Origin of the sequence: Micromonospora sp. DT31, from assembly GCF_049841795.1 — a bacterium.
Classification (GTDB): Bacteria; Actinomycetota; Actinomycetes; order Mycobacteriales; family Micromonosporaceae; genus Micromonospora.
The window spans coordinates 56,950-82,811 of record NZ_JBNCKZ010000019.1 but is presented as its reverse complement, the minus strand read 5'-3'; the positions used below and the strand labels follow the sequence as shown (position 1 = coordinate 82,811).

Here is a 25,862-nt window from a genome sequence, read left to right as displayed (position 1 = left end):
CACGCGTGAAGGGGGGTGGCCGGTGTCAGGGGGCGGGCCCCGTCGGGGACGACGGGACAACGGGCTGGACGCGGCGGAGTACGCGGTCGCGGGCGACGTCGATCCGCGCGTCGGCGAGCACCTGCTCGACGTGCTGGCCGCCGGCGGCATCGCCGCCTACCTCCAACCCTCGGCCGACCTGAACCCGATCACCCGCACCACCACCGTGCCGTCCCGACCGGTCGACCGCCTCTACGTCGACAGGTCGCACCTGACCACCGCGCGGGACTACCTCACCCAGCTCGCCGACGAGGACGGCGACGCGCCGCGCGCCGAGGAGCCGGACATCGAGGCCGAGTGGGCCCGGATCGTCGCCGACTTCCACACTTCCCCGAGCGCGGGCAGCCGCCCCTGGCCGGCGGCCGAGGACGTCGACGACCCGACGCCGGGCGGCGCCACCACCGGGCGGGCGGAGGAGCCGGCCGGCCCGACCGCCACCGACGTGCGCCGCCTGCCCTACGCCGCCGACGTCTCCGGCATCTCGCTCGGCCGCGACCGGCAGGACGAGCCCTCCCTGCTGGACGGGCTGGACACGTTCGGCACGGGCCTGCCCGACGACCCGACGGAGGAGGAGCACTACACCCCGCCTCCGCCGCCCCCGCTGCCCCGCCTGTCCAAGTACGCCGTGCTGGGCGTGCTCTGCATCGTGCTCGGCTTCCTGCTGTTCCTGTCGCCCACCATGATGTCGCTCATCGACCCGTCGGTGGTGACCCTGCTCGGCTTCACCGGCATCCTCGCCGGCTTCGTGATGCTCATCTGGCGGCTACGCCCCGGCGACCCCGAGGACCACGACCCGGACGACGGCGCCGTCGTCTGAGGTCACGCCGGACCGCCCGGATGGCGGGACACCACCACACCCCGAGTCGCGGGTAACAGGGATGTAACTTACGGTCAGTAGGAATAGGCCGAACGTCACCTCCCGCACCGGCTGTCCGACACGCGTCTCCCCCGGGCCGCCGGTCCCCTGCTGAGCGGAATGACCGATGCGACAGAGCCCTCTGGTGGTAGTGGCCAGCCGCCTCCCCATCGACGACAGCGTGGCGCACGACGGCGCCTTCGAATGGCGCCGCAGCCCTGGCGGCCTGGTGAGCGCCCTGCACCCGTTGCTGCGGCACACCCCGGCCACCTGGGTCGGCTGGGCCGGCGGCACCGGCCCGGCCCCCGAACTGCCGGACGTGGACGGTGTGCGGATGCACAGCGTGCCGTTGAGCGCCGAGGACCTCCGCGACCACTACGAGGGCTTCGCCAACGCCACCCTCTGGCCGCTCTACCACGACGCCGTCGAACAGCCCGAATACCACCGCCGCTGGTGGGAGGCCTACCAACGAGTCAACCAGCGGTTCGCCGAAGCCGCCGCCCGGGTGGCCGAGCCTGGCGGCCTGGTCTGGATCCAGGACTACCACCTACAACTCGTGCCCGGACTGCTCCGCGACCTGCGCCCCGACCTGCGCATCGGCTTCTTCCTGCACGTGCCGTTCCCGCCGCCGGAGCTGTTCATGCAGCTCCCCCGTCGGGCGGAACTGCTGCGTGGCATGCTCGGCGCCGACCTGATCGGGTTCCAGCGGGCGCAGGCCGCGCACAACTTCGCCCAACTCGCCACGAAGGTGCTCGACCTGTCCGCCACCGACCGGCGGATCGGCGTCGACGGCCGGGTCGTGCGCATCGGCGCCTTCCCGGTGGCCATCGACACCGCCGAGATGGCCACGCTCGCCGCGCGCCCGGAGGTCGCCGAGCGGGCCCGCCGGCTGCGGCAGGACCTCGGCCAGCCGGACAAGGTGATCCTGAGCGTCGACCGGATGGACTACACCAAGGGCATCGAGCAGCGCCTCAAGGCGTACCGGGAGTTGCTGGCCAGCGGCGACATCAAGGTGCGGGACACGGTGCTGGTGCAGGTGGCGGTGCCCAGCCGGGACCGGGTCGGGCAATACCAGATCCTGCGCGACCGGGTGGAACACCAGGTCGGCCGGATCAACGGCGAGTTCGGCCGGGTCGGCGAACCGGCCATCCACTACCTCACCCAGCCGTTCGACCGCGCCGAACTGGTCGCGCTCTACCGCGTCGCCGACGTGATGGCGGTGACCCCGCTGCGCGACGGGATGAACCTGGTCGCCAAGGAGTACGTGGCGGCCCGGGTGGACGGCACCGGCGCGCTGCTGCTCAGCGAGTTCGCCGGCGCCGCCGCCGAACTCGACCAGGCGTACCTGATCAACCCGCACGACCTGGACGGGCTCAAGCAGGGGCTGCTCGCCGCACTGCGCGCCGGCCCGGACGACGTGGCGGCCCGGATGCGCGCGATGCGCGACCACCTGGCCCACAACGACATCCACGCCTGGGCGGCGTCCTACCTCAGCGCGTTGGAGGCCAGCGGGTCACTCGTCGCCCACCGCCCTCCCACCCGCTGACCCGGCACTCACCCCGAGGTCGGCGTCGGGTCCTTGTCCAGCCAGTCCAGGATCGCGTCGATCGGCTCCCGCCACCGGGCATCGAGCATCAGGTCGTGCCCCATGCCGGGAAAGAGCAGCGGCGCCGAGGCGTACCGGCCGGCCGCCCGGGTCAGAGCCGTCGCCGGCAGCACCCGGTCGTCGGGGCTGCCCAACACCAGCACCGGCGGCCGGCCCACCGCCGGCTCCGGCCCCCGACCGGTCAGGAGCTGCCACTGCGCCCGCCGACCGGCCCGCCCCAACCGGGCCAGGTGCCGCCGGGCGTCCGCGTCGGGCAGTTCCCCGCTGAACAGTTGCCGCCGGTTGAGCCGCAGGCCGCCGCCGAACACCGCCGGCAGCGTACCGACCGGGTTGCGCCGCAGCGCCGTGCCGAACGTCGCCCAGCCACCCAGCACCGGCGCCACCAGCACCGCCGCCCGCGCCGGGTAGCGGGCCAGCGCGTGCGCCACCACCCGGGCACCGGCGCCGTGCCCCACCAGCACCGCCTGCCGCGGCAGGCTCGCCGCCACCTGCACCACGTCATGGGTGTACGAGCGCAACGTCGCGTCCGGCGCCGGCTCGCTGTCGCCGTGCCCGCGCAGGCTCAGCGCGTACGCCGGGAAGCCGCGACCGGCGGCGTGGCCCAGCCAGTGCTCCGCGAACGCCCACGCGCCGTGCCCGAACCCGGGCACGAACAGCAGCGGCGGCTTCGCCTCCTCCCGCTCCGGCAGGGCGGCGAGCACCTCGCGGCGCGCCGGCCGCTCCGGCCGGGCCCACTCCCAGGAACGGACCACCCGAACCTGCTCGGACGTCACGGCGCCATCCCTCCGTTCGCGACTGCGGGACTCCGCTGCGCTACGTTCCTCGCGCTCACCGAGCTGACCTTCCGTTCGCGACTGCGGGACTCCGCTGCGCTACGTTCCTCGCGCTCACCGGGATCCCTCCAGGTCGTGCAACGCGCGCTGCAACGCGCGCAGGTAGTCGGCGTGGCCCACCTCGAACCAGTGCCGGGTGCTGTCCTTGACCTTCGCCGAGTACCGCTCGCCGAGGCCGGCGCGGACCTTGCGGTCGAACTCGGCGGCCCGCTCCGGCCGGCCGGCGCGCAGCGTGAGCAGCCGGGCGAACAGCACGCTCTGCCAGTGCGAGATGGCGAAGATGCCGGAGTCGGGCTGCACCAGACCCACCACGGCCAGGGTGGGGTGGCCGGCGGAGAACGCGTTCAGCCAGAGCCGGGGGCGCCCGGAGCCGTCCTCGTCACCGAGCACCCGTCCCTGGAGGAACTCGAAACGTGGCAGGTAGCCGGTGGCGAAGACGACAAGTTCCGGATCGATGCGCCGGCCGTCGGTCAACTCGACGGCGCGGTCGTCGAACCGGGCCACGTCCGGCACCGGGGTGATCTCCCCGTGCCCGACGTAGTAGACGAGCTGGCTGTTGGCGATCGGGTGCGTCTCGTAGACCCGGTGGTCCGGCTTGGGCAGACCGAACCGGGTCAGGTCACCGACGGTCAGCCGCAGCGTCCAGTGGTAGAGCCACTGGCGTACCCGCAGTGGCACCCGCAACGCCAGCAGCGTGTCGTTGACCTGGTCGGCCGGGCGACCGAGGACGTACTTCGGGGCGTACCAGTAGCCGCGCCGGGTGGAGTGCCAGCAGTGCGACGCCTGCTGGGCCGCCTCGACCGCGATGTCGCAGCCGGTGTTGCCGGCGCCGACCACGAGCACCCGCTTGCCGCGCAGCTGCGCCGGGTCCTTGTAGGACGAGGCATGCATGACCTCACCGCGGAACCGCTCCAGGCCCTCGTAGCGGGGCAGCTTCGGCGACCAGTTGTGCCCGTTGGCCAGCACCACCGCGGCGTACCGGGAGGTGCGCTCCGGGCCGTAGCCGCCGGTGCTGCGGGTCGTCACGTCCCACCGGTCCCCGTCGACCGGCTCGATGCGCACCACCTCGGTGCCGAACCAGACGTGCTGCCGCAGGTCGAAGTGGTCGGCGTACCGCTCGAAGTAGGACAGCAAATGGCTGTGGTGCGGATAGTCCGGCCAGTCGTCGGGCATCGGGAAGTCCGGGAACTGGGTGAACGGGCGGGACGAGATCAGGTGCGTGCTGGCGTACACCGGGCTGCGGTCGTGCCGCCAGTTCCACGCCCCGCCGACGCCGGTCTCCCGCTCGTAGCAGTCCACGCCGAAGCCGGCCTCGCGCAGGTTCTTGACGGCGGCCAGGCCGCTGGCGCCGGCGCCGATGACGCAGACCGTGTCGCCCCGGTCGGAGACCGGGCGGCCGTCCCGGGTCGGGGCGACCGTCTGATCCGGGTCGGGGGGGCCGAGATCGGTGGAGGAGGACACCGGGAATTCTCCTTTGTGCGGCACGTGTGCCGGGTCGGTGCGAAATCCTGCCGAGAATGCCCGCCGTTGTCCAGCCGTCGCCGTCGAGCCCTGCCCCGACCGGCCGACCGGGAGCCGGGTCAGCCGGTGGGCAGCAGCAGGTCGACCAGCACCGGGAAGTGGTCGCTGGCGCGCCGGGTCCGCGGTGTGTCGACCACGTCGTAGTTGACCACGGTGATCCGGGGATCGACGAACAGCGCGTCGATGCGGCGGCGCGGGTCGGCGCAGGAGTAGGTGTGCCGGTCCGCCCGGTCGGCGGCGACCGCCGTGTCGGTCAACCCCTCGGCGACGGTCCGCCAGGCCGGGCCGTCCGGCCCCTCGTTGAGGTCGGCGCCGGCCACCACCGGCAGCGTGGCGGCGGCCAGCTCCCGCTTGAACGCCGAGGCCTGCGCCGGCCGCTCCGTGGGGTCGGTGGACAGGTGCGAGCCGGCCAGCAGGAACTCGGCACCGCCGACCCGGCAGTGCGCGTACGCGGCACCGCGCATGTGCCGGCCGGGAGTCAGCGGGAAGCGCTGGCAGCGGGTGTCGACGACCCGCACCCGCAGGCTGGTCAGCAGCACGTTGCCCAGCGACGGCAGGCCACCGGCCGCCACGACCATGCCGAACGACTCGGCGAGCGCGGCACCCTTCTGCCGCCACCGGAACCGGCGCGGTCCCTCCTGGACGATCACCACGTCCGGGGCGGCCTCCCGGACCACCTCGGCCAGCGCGGCGGTGTCGTCCCGCTGGCTGTGCACGTTGTACGACAGCACCCGCAGCGGCACACCCGTGTCGGTCATGTCAGATCCTCCGGGCCAGGTCGGCGGCGCCGATCACGCCCGCGGTGTTGCCCAGTTCGGCCGGGCGCACCTCAGCCACGGGCAGGCGACTGCGCTGGGCCAACGCGTCGGCGAACGACCGCCGGGTCGGGCCGAGCAGCAGGTCACCGGCGTCGATCACGCCGCCGCCCACCACCAGCACCTGCGGGTCGAGGATCTGCGCCATGTCGGCGAGGCTGGTGCCGAGCCAGCGGCCGACCTGGGCGAACGCCTCGGTGGAGACCGGGTCGCCGCTCTTGGCCGCGGCCGTCACCATCGGACCGGTGATCGTCTCGGCGTCGCCGTCGGCCAGTTCCAGCAGCGCGGAGGCCCGGTGCGGCTCCTGCCGGGCCGCGGCACGAGCGAAGCGGACCAGGGCGCTGCCGCTGGCGTACTGCTCGATGCAGCCCAACCGGCCGCAACCGCACTGGTGGCCGTCCGGCACGGTGAGCATGTGCCCCAACTCGGCGGCGATGCCGTTGGCGCCGCGGACCAGGTCGCCGCCGAGCACGATGCCGCCGCCCACGCCGGTGCCGATGGTGAACATGACCATCGAGTCGTCCGCGTCTCGGCCCGCGCCGTAGCGGAACTCCGCCCAGGCGGCCACGTTCCCGTCGTTCTCCACGATGACCGGCAGGCCGATGGCGTCGCTGACGTAGGAGCGCAGCGGCTCGTCGCGCCACGCCAGGTTCGGGGCGAACAGCACGGTGGACCGGGAGGCGTCGATCCACCCGGCGGCGCCGACGCCGACGGCCTCGACGGTGTGCCCGGCGGACAGTTCGGTGACCACCTCGATGATGACGTCGCGGGTCTTCGCCACGTCCTCGGCGGGGGTGTCCCGTCGCGTCTGCACGAGTACTGTGCCGGCGTCGTCCACGACACCGCCGGCCACCTTCGTGCCACCGACGTCGACTCCGATGGTCAGCGTCACCGCTGCCACTCCCCTCTGCTGTGCTGCCCCGGCACCGGCCGAACCGGCCGTGCGGTGCCGGGATGTCCGGTGGTCAGGCCTCGTCGCCTGGTGCGTCCGCGCCTGCCTCGCCGGCGGCCCGCGAGGCAGGCACCACCGGAGCGCCGGTCGGCGGCCCGCTCACCGTCGGCGCGTCGGACGCGGGCCCCGGCCCGGCCGTGCCCTCCCCCCGGGTGGCGGCGGACCACACGTCCGGTTCGGATGCCGGCTGAGAATCATGCCCGGTACGGGTGGCCTCGCGCCACACGCGGTCGCCCGACCCTTCCGGGGCGGTGTCGGTGCCGCCGGCCGGGGTGGCCGGCTCGGCGGGGGTGAACGCGCGCAGCAGGCTGGCCACGCCGTCGGCCAGGTCCCCGGCGCCGGTGGCGAGCCGCTCGGCGAACTCGGGGCTCGGGTCGCGCACCGCGGCGATGCCACGACAGACGGGACAGACGCAGCATTCCGCGGAACCGGTGGCGAACCGGGCCTCGGGGGACGGGGCGGGCGTCCGGTGGCCGGACCCGGGCGGGGTGTGACCGAGGACACCGGAGAGGATCCCACCGAGCGGACCCCAGGGGCCGGATCCCGGGGCGGCGGCCAGCTTCGCGGTGGCCAGCAGCGTGGCGACGAGGCGCTCGGCCTCTTCCCGGGCCGAACCCGGATCAGTGGTGCCCATGGGTCGGCTCCTCCAGCGTGACGTCCGGGACGACGGTCGGGTCAGTCTGCCGCACCGGGTGCTTCTACCCTGCGCTTGAGCTGCTTCAACGCCGCATCCATGATCATTTTCTCGGCTTTGCGGCGGAACATGCCGAGCATCGCCACGGACAGCTCCACCTCCAGCGTGTACGTCACGGTGGTCGTCCCGTCCGGGTTGCCCACCAGGTCGTACGAGCCACGCTGGGACCGCTGCATCTTCGACGGGTCGAGCAGGTGCCACTCGATCCGGGAGATGTCCTCGGCATACTCGTAGACCAGCACGTACTCGTCGGCAAGCACGCCCGCGTCGAGCGTGAACCGCACCTGACTGGCGTAGCCGTCCTCGTACTCCTCGACCACCTCGGCGCGGCGCACCGCCTCGGCCCACTCGGGGTAACGGGGAAAGTCACAGATGACAGCCGCCACCTGGTCCGGTGACGCGTCGATGATGATCGACTGGGTGGAGGAGTCCGCCATGGGGGGAGGCTACCCGGCCGCCGCCCGGACGGCCTCGCTCCACCCGCCACCTGCCGTCCCACCAGGCGGGGGTGGGCAACCTCGCTGGTCGACCCCCCGGGGTGGGCGGGTAGGTTTCGACGCAGTCGACCAGGCCGGCCCCGCCGGTGCGAGCACGAGGGAGTGCAGGTGCGCGAGTTCTCCGTTCCGCCGATCGTCACCGTCGGCGACGCGGCCAACCTGACCGACCCGGTCTGGGACAACGCCGAGGTCGCCCCGGACGCCGTGCAGTTCCTCCGACCGGGCGCCGCCCCCGGCACCCGCGACGAGGTGACCTGTCGGCAGTTCCGCGACGAGGTGGTGGCGGTCGCCCGGGGCCTGGTCGCGGCCGGCGTCTCCCCCGGCGACCGGGTCGCCCTGATGAGCCGCACCCGCTACGAGTGGACCCTGGTCGACTACGCCATCTGGGCGGCCGGCGCGGTCACCGTCCCGATCTACGAGACCTCCAGCGCCGAACAGGCCGCCTGGATCCTCGGCGACTCCGGCGCGGTGGCCGTAGTGGTGGAGAGCACCGCACACGCCACCCTGGTCGCCGGCGTCCGGGACCGGCTTCCCGAGCTGCGCGAGGTCTGGCAGATCGAACTGGGCGCGGTGGACGACCTGGTCGCCGCCGGCGCGTCGGTGGACCCGACGGAGATCGAGACGCGCCGCGCGGCGCTCAAGGCCGACGACCTCGCCACGATCATCTACACCAGCGGCACCACGGGCCGACCCAAGGGCTGCATCCTGACCCACCGCAACATCTACTCCGACATCGCCAACGCGGTGCCGGTGCTGCCCAACCTGTTCCGCGCGGGCGCGTCGACGCTGCTGTTCCTGCCGCTCGCGCACGCCTTCGCCCGGCTCATCCAGGTCGGCGTGGTGCAGGCCCGGGCCACCATGGCGCACTGCGCGGACACCAAGGACCTCATCGCCGAGCTGCAGGACGTCAAGCCCACGTTCGTGCTCTCCGTACCCCGGGTCTTCGAGAAGGTCTACAACGGCGCGCGGCAGAAGGCCGAGTCCGAGGGCAAGGGCAAGATCTTCGACCGGGCGGAGCGGGTCGCCATCGCCTGGAGCGAGGCACTGGAGACCCCGAGCGGCCCCGGCCTGGCGCTGCGCGCGCAGCACGCCCTCTTCGACAAGCTGGTCTACCGCAAGCTGCGCGCGGCGATGGGCGGGCGGTGCCGCGACGCCATCTCCGGCGGCGCCCCGCTGGGCGCGCGACTCGGCCACTTCTTCCGCGGCGTCGGGGTGACCATCTGCGAGGGGTACGGCCTCACCGAGACCTCGCCGGCCGCCGCCGCCAACCTGCCCACCGGCACCCGGATGGGCACCGTCGGCCGGCCCCTGCCCGGCGTCACCATCCGGATCGACGAGGACGGCGAGATCCTGATCTCCGGCGACATCGTCTTCCCGGGCTACTGGCACAACGAGGCGGCCACCGCCGAGGCGCTCACCGACGACGGCTGGTTCCGCACCGGTGACCTCGGGCGGCTCGACGAGGACGGCTACCTGAGCATCACCGGCCGGAAGAAGGAGATCATCGTGACCGCCGGCGGCAAGAACGTCGCCCCGGCGGTGCTGGAGGACCAGGTCCGGGCGCACCCGCTGATCAGCCAGTGCGTGGTGGTCGGCGACCGGCAGCCGTTCATCGCCGCGCTGGTCACCATCGACGAGGAGGCCCTGCCCAAGTGGCTGGCCGGGCGCGGCCTGCCCGAGACCACGTCGGTGGCCGAGCTGCGCGAGGACGCGGCGCTGCGCGCCGAGGTGCAGTCCGCGATCGACCAGGCCAACCAGGCGGTCTCCAAGGCCGAGGCGATCAAGGTGTTCCGGATCCTGCCGCAGGACTTCACCGAGACGACAGGCGAGCTGACCCCGTCGCTGAAGGTCAAGCGGCAGATCGTGCACAAGACGTACGCCGCCGAGATCGCCGACATCTACCAGCGCTGACTACGATCCGTCAGGTGCCCGCCTCCCCGTCCGACCAGCCGCAGACGCAGACCCTCGCGGTCGCGGCCCGCGTGGTGCTCCTCCCGCTGGTCGCCGCCCTGACCCTGTTCGCCACCCGCGACGCCGCCCAGCTGTGGTGGATCGCCCTGCTCGGCGTCGCGGGGCTGCCCGCCGTGTTCGCCCCGCAGCACGGGCGGCTCGCCCCGATCAGCCGGTTCGCCGAGGTGGTGGTGCTCGGGCTGGCCGCCAGCCAGGTCGCCGCGGACACCCACCTCACCGGCGTGACCGGCGGGCTGGGCGCCTCGGCGGTGCTGCCGTACCTCGCCGTGCCGGTCACCGTCACCGCGCTGCGCCGCCGCTTCCGCGAGGGCGCCGCGCTGCTGGCGGTGGCGGCGGCGACCCTGCTGGCCAGCGCCGCGTTCACCCGGGTCGGCGGGGAGTCGCAACTCGGTCAGGTCGGCTACCTCGCGGTCTGCGCCCAGTGGTTGATCCTGGCCGCGCTCGGCCTGTACACCGCGGGCACGCTCCAGCGGGTGATGCGCGTGCGCAGCGAGAGCAAACCCCAGCCGTACGCGGAGGCGACCCGCCTACTCACCCAGCTCCGTACCGTCGCCCGGCAGCTGCCCGGGGCCACGCTCGACCCGGGCGGCATCTCCGAGCACCTGCTGGAGGAGCTGCGGGCGGTGGCCAGCACCGACCGGGGCGCGGTGCTCTCCGCCAGCGGCGGCGGCCGGTTGGTGGTGCTCGCGCAGATCGGCGCGGACCGGGTGGACTGGGAGACCACGCTCGACGCCGACTCGGCGATCGCCGACGCGTGGGCCAGCCAGCAGCCGACCGTCTCGGCCCGATCGCAGGCCCGGTCCCGGCGCTCCGGGGACGTGTCCGCGCTCATCGTCCCGCTGGTGGCCGGCGTACGCACGGTGGGCCTGGTGGTGATCGAGGCGGACAGCGCCGCCGCGTACCCGCCCCCGGTGGTGTCCCGGGTGACGGCGCTGACCGGCCCGGCCGCGCTGCGGCTGGAGGCCGCGCTGCTCTTCGACGAGGTGCGGTCGCTGGCGACGAACGAGGAGCGGCAGCGGCTGGCCCGGGAGATCCACGACGGGGTGGCCCAGGAACTGGTCATGGTCGGGTACGGCATCGACAACGCGCTGGCCACGGTGCACGACGACGCCGAGGAGACCGCCGACTCGCTGCGCACGCTGCGCCACGAGGTCACCCGGGTGATCACCGAGCTGCGACTGAGCCTGTTCGAGCTGCGCAGCGAGGTGGACCGGCACGGCGGGCTGGCCGCGGCCATCGCCGAGTACGCCCGCACCGTCGGCGCCTCCGGCGGACTGCGGGTCCACCTGTCCCTGGACGAGTCCACCGCGCGGCTGCCTGCCGCCACCGAGGCCGAGTTGCTGCGCGTCGCGCAGGAGGCGGTCACCAACGCCCGCAAGCACGCTGGCGCGTCGAACCTCTGGGTAACGTGCGAAGTTGATCCCCCGTACGCCCGAATCGAAGTGTCGGATGACGGTCACGGCATCGGTGACCAGCGCCCCGAGGGGCACTATGGCCTTGCGATCATGGCGGAGAGGGCGGAACGTATCCGGGGCCGGTTGGAGATCAGGCCACGGCAACCCAGTGGGACGACTGTGGCGGTGGTGCTCGGCTCGTCGCCACGGCGCGATAGGGTGCGCGGCAGCGCCGCAGCAGCAGAAGGGGAGTAACCCGAGGATGACCACCAGCCCGACACCGGCCACCCGTACCAAGGTTCTCCTTGTCGACGACCACGACCTCATCCGCAAGGGCCTGCGCCACGCCTTCGAGCGCGACCGCCAGTTCGAGGTCGTGGGCGAGGCCGCCACCGCTGCGGAGGGCGTGCGTCAGGCCGGCGCGCTTCAGCCCGACGTCGTGATCATGGATCTGCGCCTGCCCGACGGCAGCGGCCTGGAGGCCACCCGCGCGCTGCGCAAGTCCAGCGCGTCGATGGGCATCGTCGTGCTGACCATGTACGCCGGCGACGACCAGCTCTTCGGCGCCCTGGAGGCGGGCGCGAGCGCGTTCGTGCCGAAGACCGCCCCGGCCGACGAGGTGGTGGCCGCCGCCCGGCACGCCGCCTCCTCCCCCAGCGCGTTCACCGCCGCCGACCTGGCCGAGGCGATGAAGCGCCGGCTGGCGCCGTCCGGCCCGCAGCTCTCCCCCCGCGAGGGTCAGGTGCTGCGGCTGCTCGCCGACGGCATGAGCGTCGCCGGCATCGCCAAGCAGCTGTTCGTCAGCGAGTCCACCGCCAAGACGCACATCTCCAAGCTCTACGAGAAGCTGGGCGCGGCCAACCGGGCCCAGGCGCTGATGACCGCGCTGCGGCTCGGCCTGCTGGAGGCACCTGACGCGCCGAAGTTCTGACCGCTGCACGCTCGTCGCCCGGCAGAGGCCCGGTCCGCACGTCGGACGCGGGCCTCTGCGGCATTCCGGGCACGGCCCGACCGCGTACCGTGAGCGGCCGGGCGCACAGCGACGGTGGTCTTTGCACCGCGACGCCGGACGGGCAGAATACCCGGGTGATCCGCGCGGGCGGTGGCGCCCGTGCGGCGCCGACCACCCGAGGGGCAGGACATGCAGCGGCCGGACTGGGCACCGGAGACGATCGACATCGAGCGGCCCAGCGTCGCCCGGATGTACGACTACTACCTCGGCGGCTCGCACAACTTCGCGGCCGACCGGGCCGCCGCCCGGGCGATGGTGGAGGCCGTGCCGGAGGCCCCGCTGATGGCCCAGGCCAACCGCGCCTTCCTCCGCCGCGCGGTGCACCACCTGGCCGGGCTCGGCATCCGCCAGTTCCTGGACATCGGCTCCGGCATTCCGACCGTCGGCAACGTGCACGAGATCGTCCAGCGGATCGACCCGCGCGCGCGGGTGGTCTACGTCGACGTGGACCCGGTGGCCGTGGCGCACAGCCAGGAGATCCTGGCCGGCAACGAACAGGCCGCGGTGATCCGGGAGGACCTGCGCGCCCCGGCGAAGATCCTGGGCCATCCGGACGTCACCCGACTGCTCGACTTCACCCAACCGGTGGCGGTGATGATCGTGGCGGTGCTGCACTTCATCCCCGACTCCGACCACCCGGCGGAGATCCTGCGGACGCTGCGTGCGGCACTGGCCCCCGGCAGCCACCTGGTGCTCTCCCAGGCCTGCGAGGACAGCCACGCCGACGCCGGCGAACGGGCCGAGGCCGAACGGGTCTACCGGCGCACCGACAACCAGTTGTGGGTCCGCGACCCGGCCGAGCTGACCGCGCTGTTCGACGGCTTCGACCTGGTCGACCCGGGGGTGGTGTGGGTGCCGCAGTGGCGACCCGACAGCCCCGGACACGCGGAGAACGCCGAGCGGGCGGTCTTCATGGGTGGGGTCGGGCGGCTCGGTGGATGACGGCCTGACCGCGTCGGCCGCCTGCCGGCCCGGGGTGTTCGCCCGGGCGTGGGCCAAGGCGGTGGCCGGGACCAGCTATCTGCCGATGACCCAGTCCCAGCTGGAGGAGATGCTGCAACGGCTCACCGACCGGCTCGCGCAGGCGCTGTGCGCCGAGCCGTTCGACCTGCGGATCGGCCAGCAGGTCGGCACGGAACTGGTGCGGGCACACATCGCCTCCGCCGAAGGGCTGGGCCGCACCATCGAGGTCATCAAGCTGCGCCTGGTCCGCGACCTCGACCTGGCCGTCGACGACGTCGAGGACCGGATGGCCCGGCTGCTCGCCACCGTCGCCACCGGGTACGCCCGGGCGCTGCGCGACCGGACGCTGGACGAGCAGGAGTCCATCCGGCGGGCCGTCATGACCGCCCGGGCGCAGGCCGAACGGGCCCTGCGCGACAGCGAGGCCCGGTTCCGCCACCAGGCCACCCACGACCCGCTCACCGGCCTGCCCAACCGCACGCTGTTCACCGAGCGCCTGACCGACGCGATCGGCGCGCCGGGCGGGAACGCCGACCGGGTCGGGGTGTGCTTCCTCGACCTGGACCGGTTCAAGGTCGTCAACGACTCCCTCGGCCACCAGGTCGGCGACTCGCTGCTGGTGGCGGTGGCGCAGCGACTGCGCGAGGCGCTCGGCGAGCACCTGGTGGCCCGGCTGGGCGGCGACGAGTTCGTGATCCTGATCGAGCGCACCACCGGCACCGACGACGCGGTCACGGTCGCCGAGGCTGCGCTGGCCGCGGTCCGCGAACCGGCGTTGGCCGACGGGCACGAACTGACCGTGTCGGCGAGCATCGGCATCGTGGAGCGGCCGGTGACCGGCACCTCCCCGATGGAACTGATGCGCGCGGCGGACAGCACGCTGCACTGGGCCAAGGCCGCCGGTGGGGCCCGCTGGGCGTTGTTCGACGCCGACCGCAACCGTCGGGACCTGGCCCGGTACGCGCTGTCCGCGGCGATCCCCGCCGCGCTGGACCGGGGCGAGTTCTACCTCGACTACCAGCCGCTGACCTCGCTGCGCGACGGCCGGGTCCTCGGTATGGAGGCGCTGGTCCGCTGGCGCCACCCCGACCTGGGGGTGCTCCGGCCGGACAGCTTCATCCCGCTGGCCGAGGAGACCGGGCTGATCGTCCGGCTGGGCAGCTGGGTGCTGGCCGAGGCGTGCCGGGAGGCGGGCACCTGGCCGGCGGTGGACGGCGAGGCCCCGTTCGTCAGCGTCAACCTGGCCGTACGCCAACTGCACCGGGCCGACCTGGTGGCCGAGGTGCGCGGCGTGCTCGCCCGCACCGGCCTGACCCCGCGACGGCTGCAACTGGAGATCACCGAGAGCACCATGATGAGCACCGTGGTCGAGCCGGTACGGGCCCTGCGGGTGCTCAGCGAACTCGGCGTCCGGGTCGCCATCGACGACTTCGGCACCGGCTACTGCAACCTGGCGTACCTGCGGGACCTGCCGGTGAACGAGCTGAAGGTGGCCGGCGAGTTCGTCACCGGCCTGCGCGCCTCGGCCGGCGACCCGGGCGGCCACACCGACGAGCGGATCCTCGCCTCGCTCGTGTCGCTGGCCCACGCGCTCGGCCTGACCGTCACCGCCGAGGGGGTGGAGACGGCCCACCAGGCGGACCGGCTGCGCGCGATCGGCTGCGACGCCGGGCAGGGCTGGCACTTCGGCCGCCCGGGACCGCCGCCGGGCACCTGGAGGTGGGGCCGGGCCGCCGCCTGACGCATTCGGTCTAGCTCGACGCCGTCGCCGCGGCGCTCAGCCGGCGAGCAGGGCGGCCATCCGCTCGGCCTGGGTCTCCCAGCGCCACTCCCGCTCCACCCAGGCCCGTCCGGCGGCCCCGAGCTGCCGGGCCAGGTCCCGGTCGGCGAGCAGCGTGGCCACCCGGTCGGCGAGCTGGGCCACGTCCCGGCCCCGGACGACGTACCCGGTCTCCCCCTCGCGGACCGCGTCCGGCGCGCCGCCGGAGTCCCCGGCCACCACCGGCAGCCCGGTCGCGCTGGCCTCCAGGTAGACGATCCCGAGGCCCTCCACGTCCAGCCCGCGGTTGCGGGTGCGGCAGGGCATGGCGTAGACGTCGCCGGCCGCGTAGTGGGCGGGCAGCTCGGCCGACGGCACCGAACCGGTGAAGACGACGTCGCGTTCCACCCCGCTCTGCCGGGCCAGCTTCTCCAGCGTCGCCCGGTAGGGGCCGCCGCCGACCACCAGCAGCGCCGCGTCCGGCACCCGGCGGCGGATCTGCGGCAACGCGCGGATCAGCATGTCCTGCCCCTTGCGCGGCACCAGCCGGGACACGCACACCACCACCGGCCGGTCGGCCAGCCCAAGCCGGGCCCGGACCCGTTGGCCGTCGACGGCCGGGTGGTAGGTGTCCACGTCCACCCCGGGGGCCAGCCGGCGCAGCTCGGTGAGCCCGTCCAACGTGCGGGCCAGCCGTACCCGGGTGTACTCACCCAGGTAGGTGGTCACGTCGACGCCCCGACCGATGCGCCGCAGCGCCGACCGGGCGCCGGGCAACGCCGCCCAGCCGACCTCGTGGCCGTGGGTCAGCGCCACCGCCCGCCGGATCCCGGCCCGTCGCCGCAGCCCCGACGCGAGCAGCCCCAGCGGGGCCGCCGCGCCGAACCACACCGTGTCGCAGTCGTAGGCGCGGGCCAGCCGCGTCGCCCGCCGGGCGATCAACGGGGTGGGCAGCAGCACCCGGGTGCGCTCGCGCACCACCTCGAACGGCTGGTCCGCGTCGAACTTCGCCGCCCCCCGCCAACTCGACGCGTAGACCACCACCGAGCCGGGCGGCTGGCGTACCGCGAGGTTGTGCACGAAGGACTGGATCCCCCCGGGGCGGGGCGGGAAGTCGTTGGTGATCAGCAAGGTGCGGCTCATCGGCCGTGCTCCCTGACGTAGGCGCGGGCGGCGGCGATCCGCTCCACCGTGGACGGATGGGTCGCCGACCAGAGGAACTCCCAGCGCGGCGGGTCGGGGTCGGCCAGGTTCACCGCGGCCAGCCGGCGCTGCATCGCCTCGAAGGTCGCCGGGTCGCCGGTGAGCGCCAGCGCGTGCGCGTCGGCCCGCACCTCGATCCGCCGCGACACCAGTGCCTGCGCCGGGGTGGCGAGCAGACCGGCCACCGTGACCAGCGCGATCAGCAGCGGAAACGCCCGCGGCTGGGCGATCGAGTCGACGCCGGCCAGCCGCAGCAGCGGAGCCCACGAGCCGATCAGGTAGAGGGCCACCACGGCGGCGGCCGCGCCGAGCGCACCGAGCAGCGTGCCGGTCCACACATCGCGGTCCTTGGCGTGCCCCAGCTCGTGCGCGACCACGCTTGTCACCTCCCCGGGTTCCGCCTCCCGCAGCAGGGTGTCGTAGACCACCACCCGGCGGGTCGGCCCGAGGCCGGAGACATAGGCGTTCACCGCCCGCGTCCGGCGCGACGCGTCGGCGACCAGCACGTCGCGCACCGGTACGCCGTCCCGGGCGGCCATCGCGGTCAGCTCGGTGCGCAGCGGGCCCGGCTCCATCGGGGTGAACCGGTTGAACACCGGCTCGACGAGCACCGGCAGCACGAACGACAGCACCACCACCAGCGCCGCCGCGCCGGCCGCGCCGAACGCCCACCACCAGCGCGGGGCGAGGCGGACCACGGTGTAGAAGCCGAGCAGCACCAGCGCGCCGAGGACCGCGCTGACCGCGTACGACTTGAGCAGGTCCACCGCCCAGCCGCCCCAGCTCTGGGTGCTCAGCCCGTAGCGCACCAGCACGGTGCGCCGCCACGCCGCGAACGGCAGGGTGAGCAGGTCGGCCAGGAACACGACGGCCAACCCGCCGAGCACGGCCTGGGCGATCCAGTGCCCGCCGAAGGGGCGGCCGACCAGTTCGACCAGGCGCCCGCCGAGCGGGGTCAACCCGAGCAGGACCGCCACCAGCAGCCCGACCGCGAGCGCGGACCAGGCCGCCGGCCGCAACGCCCCGTGGAACGCCCGACCGCGGGCGACCTGCTCGACCGGCAGCGCCCGCAGCGCCGCGAGCTGGTCGGCGCGCGGGGCCGGCGGGCGGCTCCACGGGACCAGCAGCGCCACCGCCACCACCAGCGCGGCCACCAGACCGGCCAGGGTCAGCAGGGCCCAGCCGCGCGGTGTCACCGTCCCGTCCCGCCGTCGCGATCCGTCCGCGTCATGCCGCCCCCTCCTGCCGTGACCGCTCATCCTATTGCCCGCCCGGCACCGGGCACGCCGGCTGTCCGTGCCGGCGGCGGGCGGGGCGGGCTACGTCAGGCGACCCGGCGGCGCGGGGAACGGCGAACGGGCACCGGCGTCGGGGGCAGCACCTCCACGTCGAAGCCGGCCCGGGCGAACACCTCGACCGCCCGGTGCTCGGCCGGACCGAGGTCGGCCACTTGGGAGTCCGGGTCGAACAGTGCCGTCACCAGGCAGCCGGAGCAGCCGGCACCGCGGATGCCGCAGGTGTCGCAGTCGATGAGCATCAACGCCTCCTGACGTTCGCCGGTGGCGGTCGGGGAAGGAGCCACCACCGTCGGTCACCAGGAGGTTAGGCGACGGGTACGACAGATCCGGACAACGAGGCAGCACCCACCAGGAAAACGATCAACCAGTCACCAGTACGTCGAAGTGGCGCGATCAACGCGGTCAGGACCGGGCCAGGCGCCGCAGCAGGGAGTCCGCGCCCAGCGGGTACGCGCCGTGGCGGCGTACCCCGTCGGCGACCTCACGGTCGGAGGACACCACCACCACCGGCCGCCCGGCGGGCTCGGCGCGGACCAGCCGGCGGATCAGCTCGTCGGCGGTCTCCCCCTTGCGGGAGAACAACACCCGCACACCGCGCGGCGCCGGGGGCAGGCCGTGGATCCGCTCGGCGCCGTCGAAGACGACGGTGACCTCGTCGCCGGTCTGCGCGGCGATCCCGCCCAGCCCGGTGATCAGCCGCTTGCGCTGCTGCTCCAGCGACATCTCGCCGAAGCCGCGCTTGGTCACGTTGTAGCCGTCCACCACCAGGTGCGCCCGGGGCAGGGCGAGGAGCTGGTCGAGGCGGACCGGGTCGTCGGTGTCGCGGGCCCGCGTCGCCGCGGCGGCCGGCGCGCTGCCCGGCTGGTCGGCGAACGCGTCGGCGACGAAATCGGCGGGCAGCTTGTCCACCGGGTCGAGCGCCAGCTCCCGCCGCAGTCCCACGGCCGCCTGCCCGATGGTCTCCAGCAGCAGCCACAGCCGCGCATCGTCGACCGAACGGGCCTCCTTGGCGCTGGCCCGGGCCACCCCGGCGGCGGCCTCGGCCTCGGCGAGCCGGGCCCGCGCGCGGCGCAGTTCGGCGTCCGCGTCGGCCGCCGCGCGGGCCGCCCGGCCCCGCTCGGTGGCCAGCATCTCGGTGGCCTTGCGCTCCCGGGCCTGGGTCTCCCGCAGGGTACGGGTCAACTGGCGCGCCTCCTCGCGGAGCTGCCCCAGCTCCTCCCGGACCCGGGCCAGCTCGTCGCGCAGCTTCTCGGCCTCGACCCGGGCCACCGCCCGGTCGTGCTCGGCGCGGCCGGCCCGCTGCTCGGCCTCGCGCACCAGTTCGGCCACCACGGCGCTGTCGACCTCGGCGCGTACCGCCTCGCCGCTGGCCTCGATCAGCTCCCGCCAGCCACGGGGCCGGGACAGGTAGGCGAGCGCGGCCACCTCGACCGGGTCGGCCGCGGCCGGCGCGGTGCCCTCCACCACCGCCGCGCCGAGGTCACCGGCGTCGGCCAGGACCCGGGTGGTGACCCGCTGCCGGAACAGCGGGTCGGCGGCGAGCTGGGCGGCGATCACCGACGCGCCGAGTCGGGCGCGTCGGTTGGGGGCGAACTTGGCGACCCGCCGCAGCGGCACCGGCACCTCGTCGGCGGGCAGGCCGGGCAGCACCGCGGCGGTCAGCGTGACGATGCGCTGCCGGACCGGCTCGGGAAGGACCGGCTCGGGTTCGACGACCGGCGGCCGGTCCGCGTCGGGCCGGTCCGCATCGGGCCGGTCCGCATCGGGCCGGTCCGCTCCCGAACCGGGCACACCGGCTTCGTCCGCGACAGGCTCGTCGGCGTCAGGAACAGCCACCCCGGGCTCCGCGAGAGCCTCACCAGCCCCGGGCGCACCGACCGTCGGCTCCTCCGGGGAGGGGCGGTCGTGGTGCGGCTCGCTGAGGGGCATGAGGCAAGTCTCCCACCCCGAACGGGCTCACCGCCCGGTGAGTGAGCCGATCTCTCATCCTACCCCCGTGGCACCCGCCGGGACGGCAGTGACGCGAGTGTCGGACGGTGCGGCTACCGTCCGGCAGGTGACGCGAGCGGAATACGTCCAGCAGTCGCTGACCGGCCTGGACCAGGCGGTGGGGGCCGGGGTCGACCCGGCGCTGCCGCTCTACGCGACCACCTTCGTGGTGGTCGACCTGGAGACCACAGGCGGCGCGCCGGACGGCGGCGGGATCACCGAGATCGGCGCGGTGAAGGTGCGCGGCGGCGAGGAGCTGGGTGTGCTCGCCACGCTCGTCAACCCGGGCGTGCCGATCCCGCCGTTCATCACCGTGCTCACCGGGATCACCCAGGCCATGCTGCTGCCCGCCCCGCCGATCGAGCAGGTGCTGCCGAGTTTCCTGGAGTTCATCACCGACGCCGTGCTGGTCGCCCACAACGCCCCCTACGACGTGGGTTTCCTGAAGGCCGCCTGCGCGAGGCACGGCTACCACTGGCCGAACCCCCGGGTGCTGGACACCGCCGCGCTGGCCCGCCGGGTGCTCACCCGCGACGAGGTGCCCAACCGCAAGCTGGGCACGCTCGCCGCCTACTTCCGCACCGCCACCCAGCCCACCCACCGGGCGCTCGACGACGCCAAGGCCACCGTCGACGTGCTCCACGGGCTGATCGGCCGCCTCGGCGGGCACCGGGTCGACACGGTCGGCGAGGCGATCGAGTTCGCCCGCGCGGTGACCCCCACCCAGCGCCGCAAGCGGCACCTCGCCGACGGGCTGCCGAAGGTGCCGGGGGTCTACATCTTCCGGTCCGCCGACGACCGGCCGCTCTATGTCGGCACCTCCGGCGACATCGCCACCCGGGTGCGCAGCTACTTCACCGCGGCGGAGAAGCGGGCCAGGATCTCCGAGATGCTGGCCGCCGCCGAACGCGTCGAGGCGGTCGAGTGCGCCCACTCGCTGGAGGCGGAGGTCCGCGAGCTGCGGCTGATCGCGGCGCACGCCCCGCCGTACAACCGGCGGTCGAAGTACCCCGAGCGCCAGGTCTGGCTGAAGCTCACCGACGAGGCGTACCCCCGGTTGTCGATCGTGCGCGCCCTGGCCCCGACCGACACGGCCTACCTCGGGCCGTTCCGGTCACGGCAGGCCGCCGAACTGGCCGCCGCCGGGTTCCACGACGCGGTGCCGCTGCGTCAATGCACCCACCGGCTGTCCCGGCGCACCACCATCCCGGCGTGCGCGCTGGCCGAACTGGGTCGCTGCCCGGCGCCGTGCGAGCACCGGATCAGCCCGGAGGAGTACGCCGACCGCGCCGCGACGCCGTTTCGCACCGCCACCCACGACGACCCCGGCGTGGTGGTCGACGCCCTGCTGGCCCGGATCGAGGCGCTCTCCGCCGCCCGGCGCTACGAGGAGGCGGCGGTGGTCCGCGGCCGGCTGGTCGCGGTGCTGCGCGCGGCGGTACGCATGCAGCGGCTGGCCGCGCTGACCGGCATCGCCGAGCTGGCCGCCGCCCGGCCGGCGGCCCGGGGTGGCTGGGAGCTGGCCCTGGTCCGGCACGGCCGGCTGGCCGGGGCCGGGGTGTCCCCGCCCGGTGTCCACCCCCGACCGACGATCGCCGCGATCCGGGCCACCGCCGAGACGGTGCTGCCCGGGCACGGCCCGGTGCCGGCCGCGACCGCCGAGGAGACCGAGCGCATCCTGTCCTGGTTGGAGCGGCCGGAGACCCGGCTGGTCGAGTCGACCGCCGGTTGGGCCTCCCCGGTGGCTGGTGCGGGGCGCTTCCGTGACCTGTTGACGAAGGCGGAGAACGGCGGATCCCACCAACTCTCACCCGAACGCCCATGACCAACTGCCCGATCGGACCACGTCGACACGCTTAGTCTGTTAAAGGAGTGCAGACCTGCCCGATTCGTGGGGCCTGCTCCCGGTGGCCGGCTTCCCGGTGGCCGAGGGCCGGGGTGAGGAGGTGTCCCAGGTGGACGTCGACGCCGGACACGGCGCCGCCCTGGGGGGCGCGCTTCCGACCCAGGGCGAACTGCCGCTCACCCGCCGGCTGCGCTCGCTGCTCACCTGGCCGGCCGCCGACGGCGACCCGGTCACCGCCCTGGTTCGGACCCACCGCGGCATCCACGCCAGCGCCGACGCCTCGGTGCTGCGCCGGGCGTACACGATCGCCGAGAACATGCACCGCGGGCAGTTCCGCAAGAGCGGCGAGCCCTACATCACCCACCCGCTGGCGGTGGCGCAGATCTGCGCCGACCTGGGCATGGACACCACCACCCTGGTCGCCGCGCTGCTGCACGACACGGTGGAGGACACCCGCTACACGCTCCAGGCGCTCCAGGAGGACTTCGGCCCCGAGGTGGCTCACCTGGTCGACGGGGTGACCAAGTTCGACAAGGAGTTCTACGGCAAGACCGCCGAGGCGGAGACCGTGCGCAAGATGATCGTGGCGGCCGGCAAGGACGTCCGGGTGCTGGTGATCAAGCTGGCCGACCGGCTGCACAACATGCGTACCCTCGGGGTCCGCTCCGCGGCGTCCCGGGAACGGATCGCCCGCAAGACCCAGGAGGTCCTGGTCCCGCTCTGCGACCGGCTGGGCATCCAGACGCTCAAGCGCGAACTGGACGACGTGGTGCTGCTGCACCTGCGACCCGAGGAGCATGCCCGGATCGCCCGGTTCGTGCACGACCGGCCGGGCTGGGACTCCTACCTGGCCGACGTGGTGGCCCGCACCCGGGTCGCGTTGCGCCGCGACCGGGTGGACGCCGAGGTCTCACCCCGACCCCGGCACCTCTACTCGATCTGGAAGGACACCGTCGCCGGCGACCACGCCGCCCCGTACGACCTGCCCCGCATCACGATCGTGGTGGACGGCCCGGCGACCGACTGTTACGCCGCACTGGGCGCCGTGCACGGGCTCTGGCGGCCGGTGCCGGGCCGGTTCAAGGACTTCATCGCCTCCCCCAAAAACAACCTCTACCGGTCCCTGCACACGAGCGTCTGCGGCCCGCAGGACCGCACTGTCGAGGTGCTGATCCGCACCACCGGGATGCACCGCGCCGCCGAGTACGGCGTGGCCGCCCACTACCGTTTCCCCCGCGCCGCGGGCCGGGCCGCCGACCGGGCGGACGAGCTGGCCTGGCTGCGCCGGGTGCTCGACTGGGAGCAGGACACGGTCGACCCGACCCAGTTCATGGCGTCGCTGCGCAGCGACCTGGCCGAGGCGCAGATCCAGGTCGTCGCCGACGGGCGGCAGGTGGTGCTGCCGGCCGGCGCCACCCCGGTCGACCTGGCGTACGAGTTGGGCGCCGAGCGCGGCGACCACTGCCTGGCGGCCCGGATCAACGGCCGGCTCGCCCCGCTCTCCTCGGAACTGGAGGACGGCGACGTGGTGGAGATCTTCACCGAGGGCGACGCGGAAGGCGCGCTGGAGGCCGACGTGGCACCGCGCGGTCCGCGCCGCGAGTGGCTGACCTTCGTCAAGTCCCCGCACGCCCAGATGCAGATCAACCGCTGGTTCGCCGACCACACCGAGCCGGGCATCACGATCGCCGACAAGGTCCGGCTGGGCCGCGCCTCCGTCGGCCTGGCGTTGCGTAAGCACAACCGGGGTCTGGCCAGTGACCTGCCGCTGCTGCGGCTGTCGGAGGAACTGGGCTACCCCGACCTGGAGACGCTGCTGGTGGCGGTCTTCGACCGCGCGGTCGAGCCCGACACGGTGGTGCAGCAACTGATCGATCTGGTCGACCACAGGCGGTAGGTGAAGGTGCTTCGCCCGCACCCGCCGCCCGGCCACTAGCCTGGACGGCATGATCCCCCGCGCGCGTGCCACCGGACGGGCCCTCGGCTACCAGATCTTCTACCGGCTTCCGGTCCCGCTGCGGCGCCGGCTGGTCCGGCTGGTCGTACCGAAGTACGTCGTGGGCGCGGTCACGCTGGTCCGGGATGCCGAGGCCGGCGGCGCGGGCCGGCTCCTGCTGCTGCGCCAACCCCCCGGCTACAGCTGGACGCTCCCCGCCGGGCTGCTGCAACGCGGCGAGGCCCCGGTGGTCGGCGCGGCCCGCGAACTGTACGAGGAGTCCGGCATCCGGCTGTCCCCCGACCGGCTCCGGCCGGCCACGCCGAACGCGGTGGTGCACGCCAAGGGCTGGGTGGACGTGGTCTTCGAGGTGGCGGTGCCGGCGTCGACCACCGAGTTGAGGGTGGACGGCGCGGAGGTCTTCGAGGCCGCCTTCCACCCGCTCGACGACCTGCCCCGGCTCAGCCGCGCCACCGCCAACCTGCTCGGCTACTACGGCATCGGCCCGCGTGCCGGCGAGGTCCCGCCGGCCGTGCCACCGGCCGCGTGAACGCACCGACCCCGACCGGCCCCGCCGCGGGGGTCGAGGTGTGTGCGGTGGTGTTGGCCGCCGGCGAGGGCACCCGGCTGCGTCCGCTCACCGCGCGGGTGCCCAAGGCGCTCTGCCCGGTCGGCAACGTCGCACTGCTGGACCGGGCCCTGGCCCGGTTGGCCCGGCTGGGCCTGAGCGGTCCGGACCGGGTCGCGGTCAACGCCTGCTACCTGGGTGAGCAGGTGGTGGCGCGGGTGGGCGACCGGGCGCACCTGTCGGTCGAGCCGGGTTCCCCGCTGGGCACCGCCGGGGGCGTGGGACGACTGCGCGACTGGATCGCCGGGCGGGGCGTGCTGGTGGGCAACGCCGACGCGTACCTGGCCGACCCGTACGCCCCGCCCGGGGTGGACGTGGCGGCGCTGCTGGACGGTTGGGACGGGCGGAGCGTACGCCTGCTCGGCCAGCCGGCCGACGACCCGACCGCGCCCGGCACGTTCCACGGCCATCACTTCGTCGGTTTCTCGCTGCTGCCGTGGCGGCTGGTCCGCGACCTGCCGGCCACCTTCGGCGACCTGGTCCGGACGGTGTGGCGGCCGGCGGAGGCGGCCGGCGCGCTGACCGTGGTGCCGTACCGGGGCACCTTCTACGACACCGGCACCCCCGGCGACTACCTGGCCGCGAACCTGCACGCCGCCGGACCGGACGGGTTGGTGGACCGGTCCGCGACCGTCACCGGCCGGGCGACCCGTTCGGTGGTCGGCGCGGGGGCGCGGGTGGACGGCACCGTCGACGGGTGCGTGGTGTGGCCGGGGGCGAGTGTCGGGGCCGGTGAACGACTGTCCGGGGTGATCCGGGCCGGCGCCGACCTGACCGTCCCGGCGGCGCGTTGACCGCTTCGGGCTCTAGCATGGGCCTCGTCGCCGACGAACGGAGAAACGTCCCGTGATCACCGCGATCGTGCTGATCGACTGCGCCACCGACTCCATCCCGGAGGTCGCCGAGACCCTGGCCAACCTGCCCGGCGTCAGCGAGGTCTACTCGGTGGCCGGGCATGTCGACCTGATCGCCATGGTCCGGGTCCGGGAGTTCGAGCAGATCGCGCAGGTCATCGCCGGCAGCATCTCCAAGGTCCCGGGTGTGCTCGGCACCGAGTCGCACATCGCGTTCCGCGCCTACTCCCAGCACGACCTGGAGGAGGCGTTCGCGATCGGGTTGGCCAGCGCCGACTGACGTCGCACGACGGTGGCCGGCCCACCCTCCCGGGCGGACCGGCCACCGTCGGCCGTGCGTTACGTCAGCTCTGGCTCGGCACCGGGGTTTCCGTGGTGCCCGGAGCGGGCTCCTCGGTCTCGGTGCCGCCCGGAGCAGGCGACTCGGTGCCACCGGGGGACGTGGTGCCGCCCGGACTGGGCGTGCCGCTGGCGCTGGTCTGCGGCACCGGGACCCCGAGCGTCTGGGCCAGGGCCACCAGCGCGTCGTAGTGCGCCTGCAGGACCGGCAACGCGTCCTGGGCGATCTGCACCACCGACTGCTCCGAGCCCTGCGAGATCTCGGTCTGGGTGGCCTGGATGGCCTGGACGTGGCCGGCCAACTGCGCGGTCACCCACGCCTTGTCGAACTCGGCCCCGCTGAGGTTGTTCAGCTTGTCGAGGACCTTCTGCTGGTCGGCGGTCGGATCGGCCGGCAACTGCACGTTGAGCTGCTGCGCGGTCGACTGCACCGTCTGGTCCAGTTGGGTGTGGTCCGTCACGAACATCTTGCCCAGGTCCTTGACCTGCTGGTTCTTGCCCTTCTGCTGGGCCAGGTTGCCCGAGGTGATCTCGAACAGGTTGACCTGGTGCACCGCCTGCAGGTACTGCGTGTCCTGCGTCGACGGCTGCGCCGCGGCCTGCGCCGCGGCGGCGGGCGCCAGCCCCACGACCACCAGCGCGGCCAGCAGGCCCAGGCGTTTGATTCCCCACATACGTTCCTCCCCCATGAGACGTCGGACCGCACGGTTACCCGGCTGACCGGGGGTTATTCCTGCGATTCCACCCGTCCGTGTCGGGGGTGACGGGGAGTGCGGGGGTGGGGGGGGGCCGCCCGCCCCGGCCGGGGGGGGGGGCGGGGGGGGGGGGGGGGGGGGCGGGGGGGCGCGGGGGGGCGG

Annotated in this window: 23 protein-coding genes; 12 read left to right on the top strand and 11 right to left on the bottom strand. The window is 74.1% G+C overall.

Features of this window, described 5'->3' with window-relative positions:
• Positions 1-22: 22 nt before the first annotated feature.
• Together ACLQ2X_RS24255 and ACLQ2X_RS24250 are read left to right on the top strand one after the other, a co-directional pair.
• Positions 23-856 carry a DUF308 domain-containing protein gene (locus ACLQ2X_RS24255; protein ID WP_425683398.1) on the top strand — a complete coding sequence of 278 codons (834 nt, stop codon included), beginning with the start codon at positions 23-25 and terminating at the stop codon, positions 854-856.
• 166 nt (positions 857-1,022) lie between these two features.
• A complete protein-coding gene (locus ACLQ2X_RS24250; protein ID WP_425683397.1) occupies positions 1,023-2,441 on the top strand; it encodes an alpha,alpha-trehalose-phosphate synthase (UDP-forming) in 1,419 nt (472 codons plus the stop codon).
• A gap of 8 nt (positions 2,442-2,449) precedes the next feature.
• On the opposite strand, the gene ACLQ2X_RS24245 is transcribed toward ACLQ2X_RS24250, so the two are convergent.
• The 6 genes from ACLQ2X_RS24245 to ACLQ2X_RS24220 all read right to left on the bottom strand — a co-directional run bounded on the left by ACLQ2X_RS24245 (position 2,450) and on the right by ACLQ2X_RS24220 (position 7,753).
• Positions 2,450-3,274 carry an alpha/beta hydrolase gene (locus ACLQ2X_RS24245; RefSeq protein WP_425683396.1) on the bottom strand — a complete coding sequence of 275 codons (825 nt, stop codon included), beginning with the start codon at positions 3,272-3,274 and terminating at the stop codon, positions 2,450-2,452.
• A gap of 114 nt (positions 3,275-3,388) precedes the next feature.
• Positions 3,389-4,795 carry a flavin-containing monooxygenase gene (locus ACLQ2X_RS24240; protein WP_425683395.1) on the bottom strand — a complete coding sequence of 469 codons (1,407 nt, stop codon included), beginning with the start codon at positions 4,793-4,795 and terminating at the stop codon, positions 3,389-3,391.
• 119 nt (positions 4,796-4,914) lie between these two features.
• Positions 4,915-5,613, bottom strand: coding sequence for an endonuclease/exonuclease/phosphatase family protein (locus ACLQ2X_RS24235; RefSeq protein WP_425683394.1), 699 nt, complete (start codon positions 5,611-5,613; stop codon positions 4,915-4,917).
• Between the two features lies 1 nt (position 5,614).
• Positions 5,615-6,562 carry an ROK family glucokinase gene (locus ACLQ2X_RS24230; protein ID WP_425683393.1) on the bottom strand — a complete coding sequence of 316 codons (948 nt, stop codon included), beginning with the start codon at positions 6,560-6,562 and terminating at the stop codon, positions 5,615-5,617.
• Positions 6,563-6,635: 73 nt separating this feature from the next.
• Complete coding sequence (locus ACLQ2X_RS24225; RefSeq protein WP_425683392.1) at positions 6,636-7,256, bottom strand: hypothetical protein; 621 nt, start codon at positions 7,254-7,256, stop codon at positions 6,636-6,638.
• A gap of 41 nt (positions 7,257-7,297) precedes the next feature.
• The gene (locus ACLQ2X_RS24220; protein ID WP_425683391.1) at positions 7,298-7,753 is read right to left on the bottom strand and encodes an SRPBCC family protein; all 456 of its coding nucleotides are present in this window, start codon (positions 7,751-7,753) and stop codon (positions 7,298-7,300) included.
• Between the two features lie 168 nt (positions 7,754-7,921).
• Here ACLQ2X_RS24220 and ACLQ2X_RS24215 point away from each other — a divergent pair, with 168 nt between their 5' ends.
• From ACLQ2X_RS24215 to ACLQ2X_RS24195, 5 genes are all read left to right on the top strand, one after another.
• Positions 7,922-9,724 carry an AMP-dependent synthetase/ligase gene (locus ACLQ2X_RS24215; protein WP_425683390.1) on the top strand — a complete coding sequence of 601 codons (1,803 nt, stop codon included), beginning with the start codon at positions 7,922-7,924 and terminating at the stop codon, positions 9,722-9,724.
• Between the two features lie 71 nt (positions 9,725-9,795).
• Complete coding sequence (locus ACLQ2X_RS24210; RefSeq protein WP_425683408.1) at positions 9,796-11,433, top strand: GAF domain-containing sensor histidine kinase; 1,638 nt, start codon at positions 9,796-9,798, stop codon at positions 11,431-11,433.
• Positions 11,434-11,440: 7 nt separating this feature from the next.
• Positions 11,441-12,109: a response regulator transcription factor gene (locus ACLQ2X_RS24205; protein WP_007072219.1), complete on the top strand. Its 669-nt coding sequence runs from the start codon at positions 11,441-11,443 to the stop codon at positions 12,107-12,109.
• 210 nt (positions 12,110-12,319) lie between these two features.
• On the top strand, positions 12,320-13,132 hold the full coding sequence (locus ACLQ2X_RS24200) for an SAM-dependent methyltransferase (protein WP_425683389.1): 813 nt from the start codon (positions 12,320-12,322) through the stop codon (positions 13,130-13,132).
• 85 nt (positions 13,133-13,217) lie between these two features.
• Positions 13,218-14,894 (top strand): putative bifunctional diguanylate cyclase/phosphodiesterase, encoded by a 1,677-nt coding sequence (locus tag ACLQ2X_RS24195; protein ID WP_425683407.1) that lies wholly within the window; start codon positions 13,218-13,220, stop codon positions 14,892-14,894.
• 36 nt (positions 14,895-14,930) lie between these two features.
• Here the strand turns inward: ACLQ2X_RS24195 and ACLQ2X_RS24190 are convergent, their stop codons facing one another.
• The 4 genes from ACLQ2X_RS24190 to ACLQ2X_RS24175 all read right to left on the bottom strand — a co-directional run bounded on the left by ACLQ2X_RS24190 (position 14,931) and on the right by ACLQ2X_RS24175 (position 19,342).
• Entirely contained in the window at positions 14,931-16,055 is a 1,125-nt protein-coding gene (locus ACLQ2X_RS24190) for a glycosyltransferase family 4 protein (RefSeq protein ID WP_425683388.1), read from the bottom strand.
• On the bottom strand, positions 16,052-17,311 hold the full coding sequence (locus ACLQ2X_RS24185; RefSeq protein WP_425683387.1) for a M48 family metallopeptidase: 1,260 nt from the start codon (positions 17,309-17,311) through the stop codon (positions 16,052-16,054). The genes ACLQ2X_RS24190 and ACLQ2X_RS24185 overlap by 4 nt, the downstream gene beginning before the upstream one ends.
• Before the next feature lie 128 nt (positions 17,312-17,439).
• The gene (locus ACLQ2X_RS24180; RefSeq protein ID WP_425683406.1) at positions 17,440-17,652 is read right to left on the bottom strand and encodes a hypothetical protein; all 213 of its coding nucleotides are present in this window, start codon (positions 17,650-17,652) and stop codon (positions 17,440-17,442) included.
• 163 nt (positions 17,653-17,815) lie between these two features.
• Complete coding sequence (locus ACLQ2X_RS24175; RefSeq protein ID WP_425683386.1) at positions 17,816-19,342, bottom strand: NYN domain-containing protein; 1,527 nt, start codon at positions 19,340-19,342, stop codon at positions 17,816-17,818.
• A gap of 127 nt (positions 19,343-19,469) precedes the next feature.
• Here ACLQ2X_RS24175 and ACLQ2X_RS24170 point away from each other — a divergent pair, with 127 nt between their 5' ends.
• The 5 genes from ACLQ2X_RS24170 (at position 19,470) to ACLQ2X_RS24150 (ending at position 24,946) form a co-directional block, all read left to right on the top strand.
• Positions 19,470-21,227, top strand: coding sequence for a DEDD exonuclease domain-containing protein (locus ACLQ2X_RS24170; protein WP_425683385.1), 1,758 nt, complete (start codon positions 19,470-19,472; stop codon positions 21,225-21,227).
• A gap of 130 nt (positions 21,228-21,357) precedes the next feature.
• The gene (locus ACLQ2X_RS24165; RefSeq protein WP_425683405.1) at positions 21,358-23,145 is read left to right on the top strand and encodes a RelA/SpoT family protein; all 1,788 of its coding nucleotides are present in this window, start codon (positions 21,358-21,360) and stop codon (positions 23,143-23,145) included.
• A 49-nt stretch (positions 23,146-23,194) separates the two neighbouring features.
• Positions 23,195-23,734: an NUDIX hydrolase gene (locus ACLQ2X_RS24160; protein ID WP_425683384.1), complete on the top strand. Its 540-nt coding sequence runs from the start codon at positions 23,195-23,197 to the stop codon at positions 23,732-23,734.
• Entirely contained in the window at positions 23,731-24,606 is an 876-nt protein-coding gene (locus tag ACLQ2X_RS24155; protein WP_425683383.1) for a nucleotidyltransferase family protein, read from the top strand. Before ACLQ2X_RS24160 ends, ACLQ2X_RS24155 begins: the two co-directional genes overlap by 4 nt.
• Positions 24,607-24,658: 52 nt before the next feature.
• The gene (locus ACLQ2X_RS24150; protein ID WP_425683382.1) at positions 24,659-24,946 is read left to right on the top strand and encodes an Lrp/AsnC family transcriptional regulator; all 288 of its coding nucleotides are present in this window, start codon (positions 24,659-24,661) and stop codon (positions 24,944-24,946) included.
• 64 nt (positions 24,947-25,010) lie between these two features.
• On the opposite strand, the gene ACLQ2X_RS24145 is transcribed toward ACLQ2X_RS24150, so the two are convergent.
• Positions 25,011-25,679 (bottom strand): DUF4142 domain-containing protein, encoded by a 669-nt coding sequence (locus ACLQ2X_RS24145; RefSeq protein WP_425683381.1) that lies wholly within the window; start codon positions 25,677-25,679, stop codon positions 25,011-25,013.
• Between the last annotated feature and the right edge of the window lie 183 nt (positions 25,680-25,862).

What these genes read in the sequence shown, in the direction of transcription:
- ACLQ2X_RS24250 (WP_425683397.1), top strand. Translation starts at nt 1,023, where the DNA reads ATGCGACAGAGCCCTCTGGTGGTAGTGGCCAGCCGCCTCCCCATCGAC.
- ACLQ2X_RS24235 (WP_425683394.1), bottom strand. Translation starts at nt 5,613, where the DNA reads ATGACCGACACGGGTGTGCCGCTGCGGGTGCTGTCGTACAACGTGCAC.
- ACLQ2X_RS24225 (WP_425683392.1), bottom strand. Translation starts at nt 7,256, where the DNA reads ATGGGCACCACTGATCCGGGTTCGGCCCGGGAAGAGGCCGAGCGCCTC.
- ACLQ2X_RS24220 (WP_425683391.1), bottom strand. Translation starts at nt 7,753, where the DNA reads ATGGCGGACTCCTCCACCCAGTCGATCATCATCGACGCGTCACCGGAC.
- ACLQ2X_RS24205 (WP_007072219.1), top strand. Translation starts at nt 11,441, where the DNA reads ATGACCACCAGCCCGACACCGGCCACCCGTACCAAGGTTCTCCTTGTC.
- ACLQ2X_RS24200 (WP_425683389.1), top strand. Translation starts at nt 12,320, where the DNA reads ATGCAGCGGCCGGACTGGGCACCGGAGACGATCGACATCGAGCGGCCC.
- ACLQ2X_RS24195 (WP_425683407.1), top strand. Translation starts at nt 13,218, where the DNA reads ATGACCCAGTCCCAGCTGGAGGAGATGCTGCAACGGCTCACCGACCGG.
- ACLQ2X_RS24190 (WP_425683388.1), bottom strand. Translation starts at nt 16,055, where the DNA reads ATGAGCCGCACCTTGCTGATCACCAACGACTTCCCGCCCCGCCCCGGG.
- ACLQ2X_RS24180 (WP_425683406.1), bottom strand. Translation starts at nt 17,652, where the DNA reads ATGCTCATCGACTGCGACACCTGCGGCATCCGCGGTGCCGGCTGCTCC.
- ACLQ2X_RS24175 (WP_425683386.1), bottom strand. Translation starts at nt 19,342, where the DNA reads ATGCCCCTCAGCGAGCCGCACCACGACCGCCCCTCCCCGGAGGAGCCG.
- ACLQ2X_RS24160 (WP_425683384.1), top strand. Translation starts at nt 23,195, where the DNA reads ATGATCCCCCGCGCGCGTGCCACCGGACGGGCCCTCGGCTACCAGATC.
- ACLQ2X_RS24145 (WP_425683381.1), bottom strand. Translation starts at nt 25,679, where the DNA reads ATGTGGGGAATCAAACGCCTGGGCCTGCTGGCCGCGCTGGTGGTCGTG.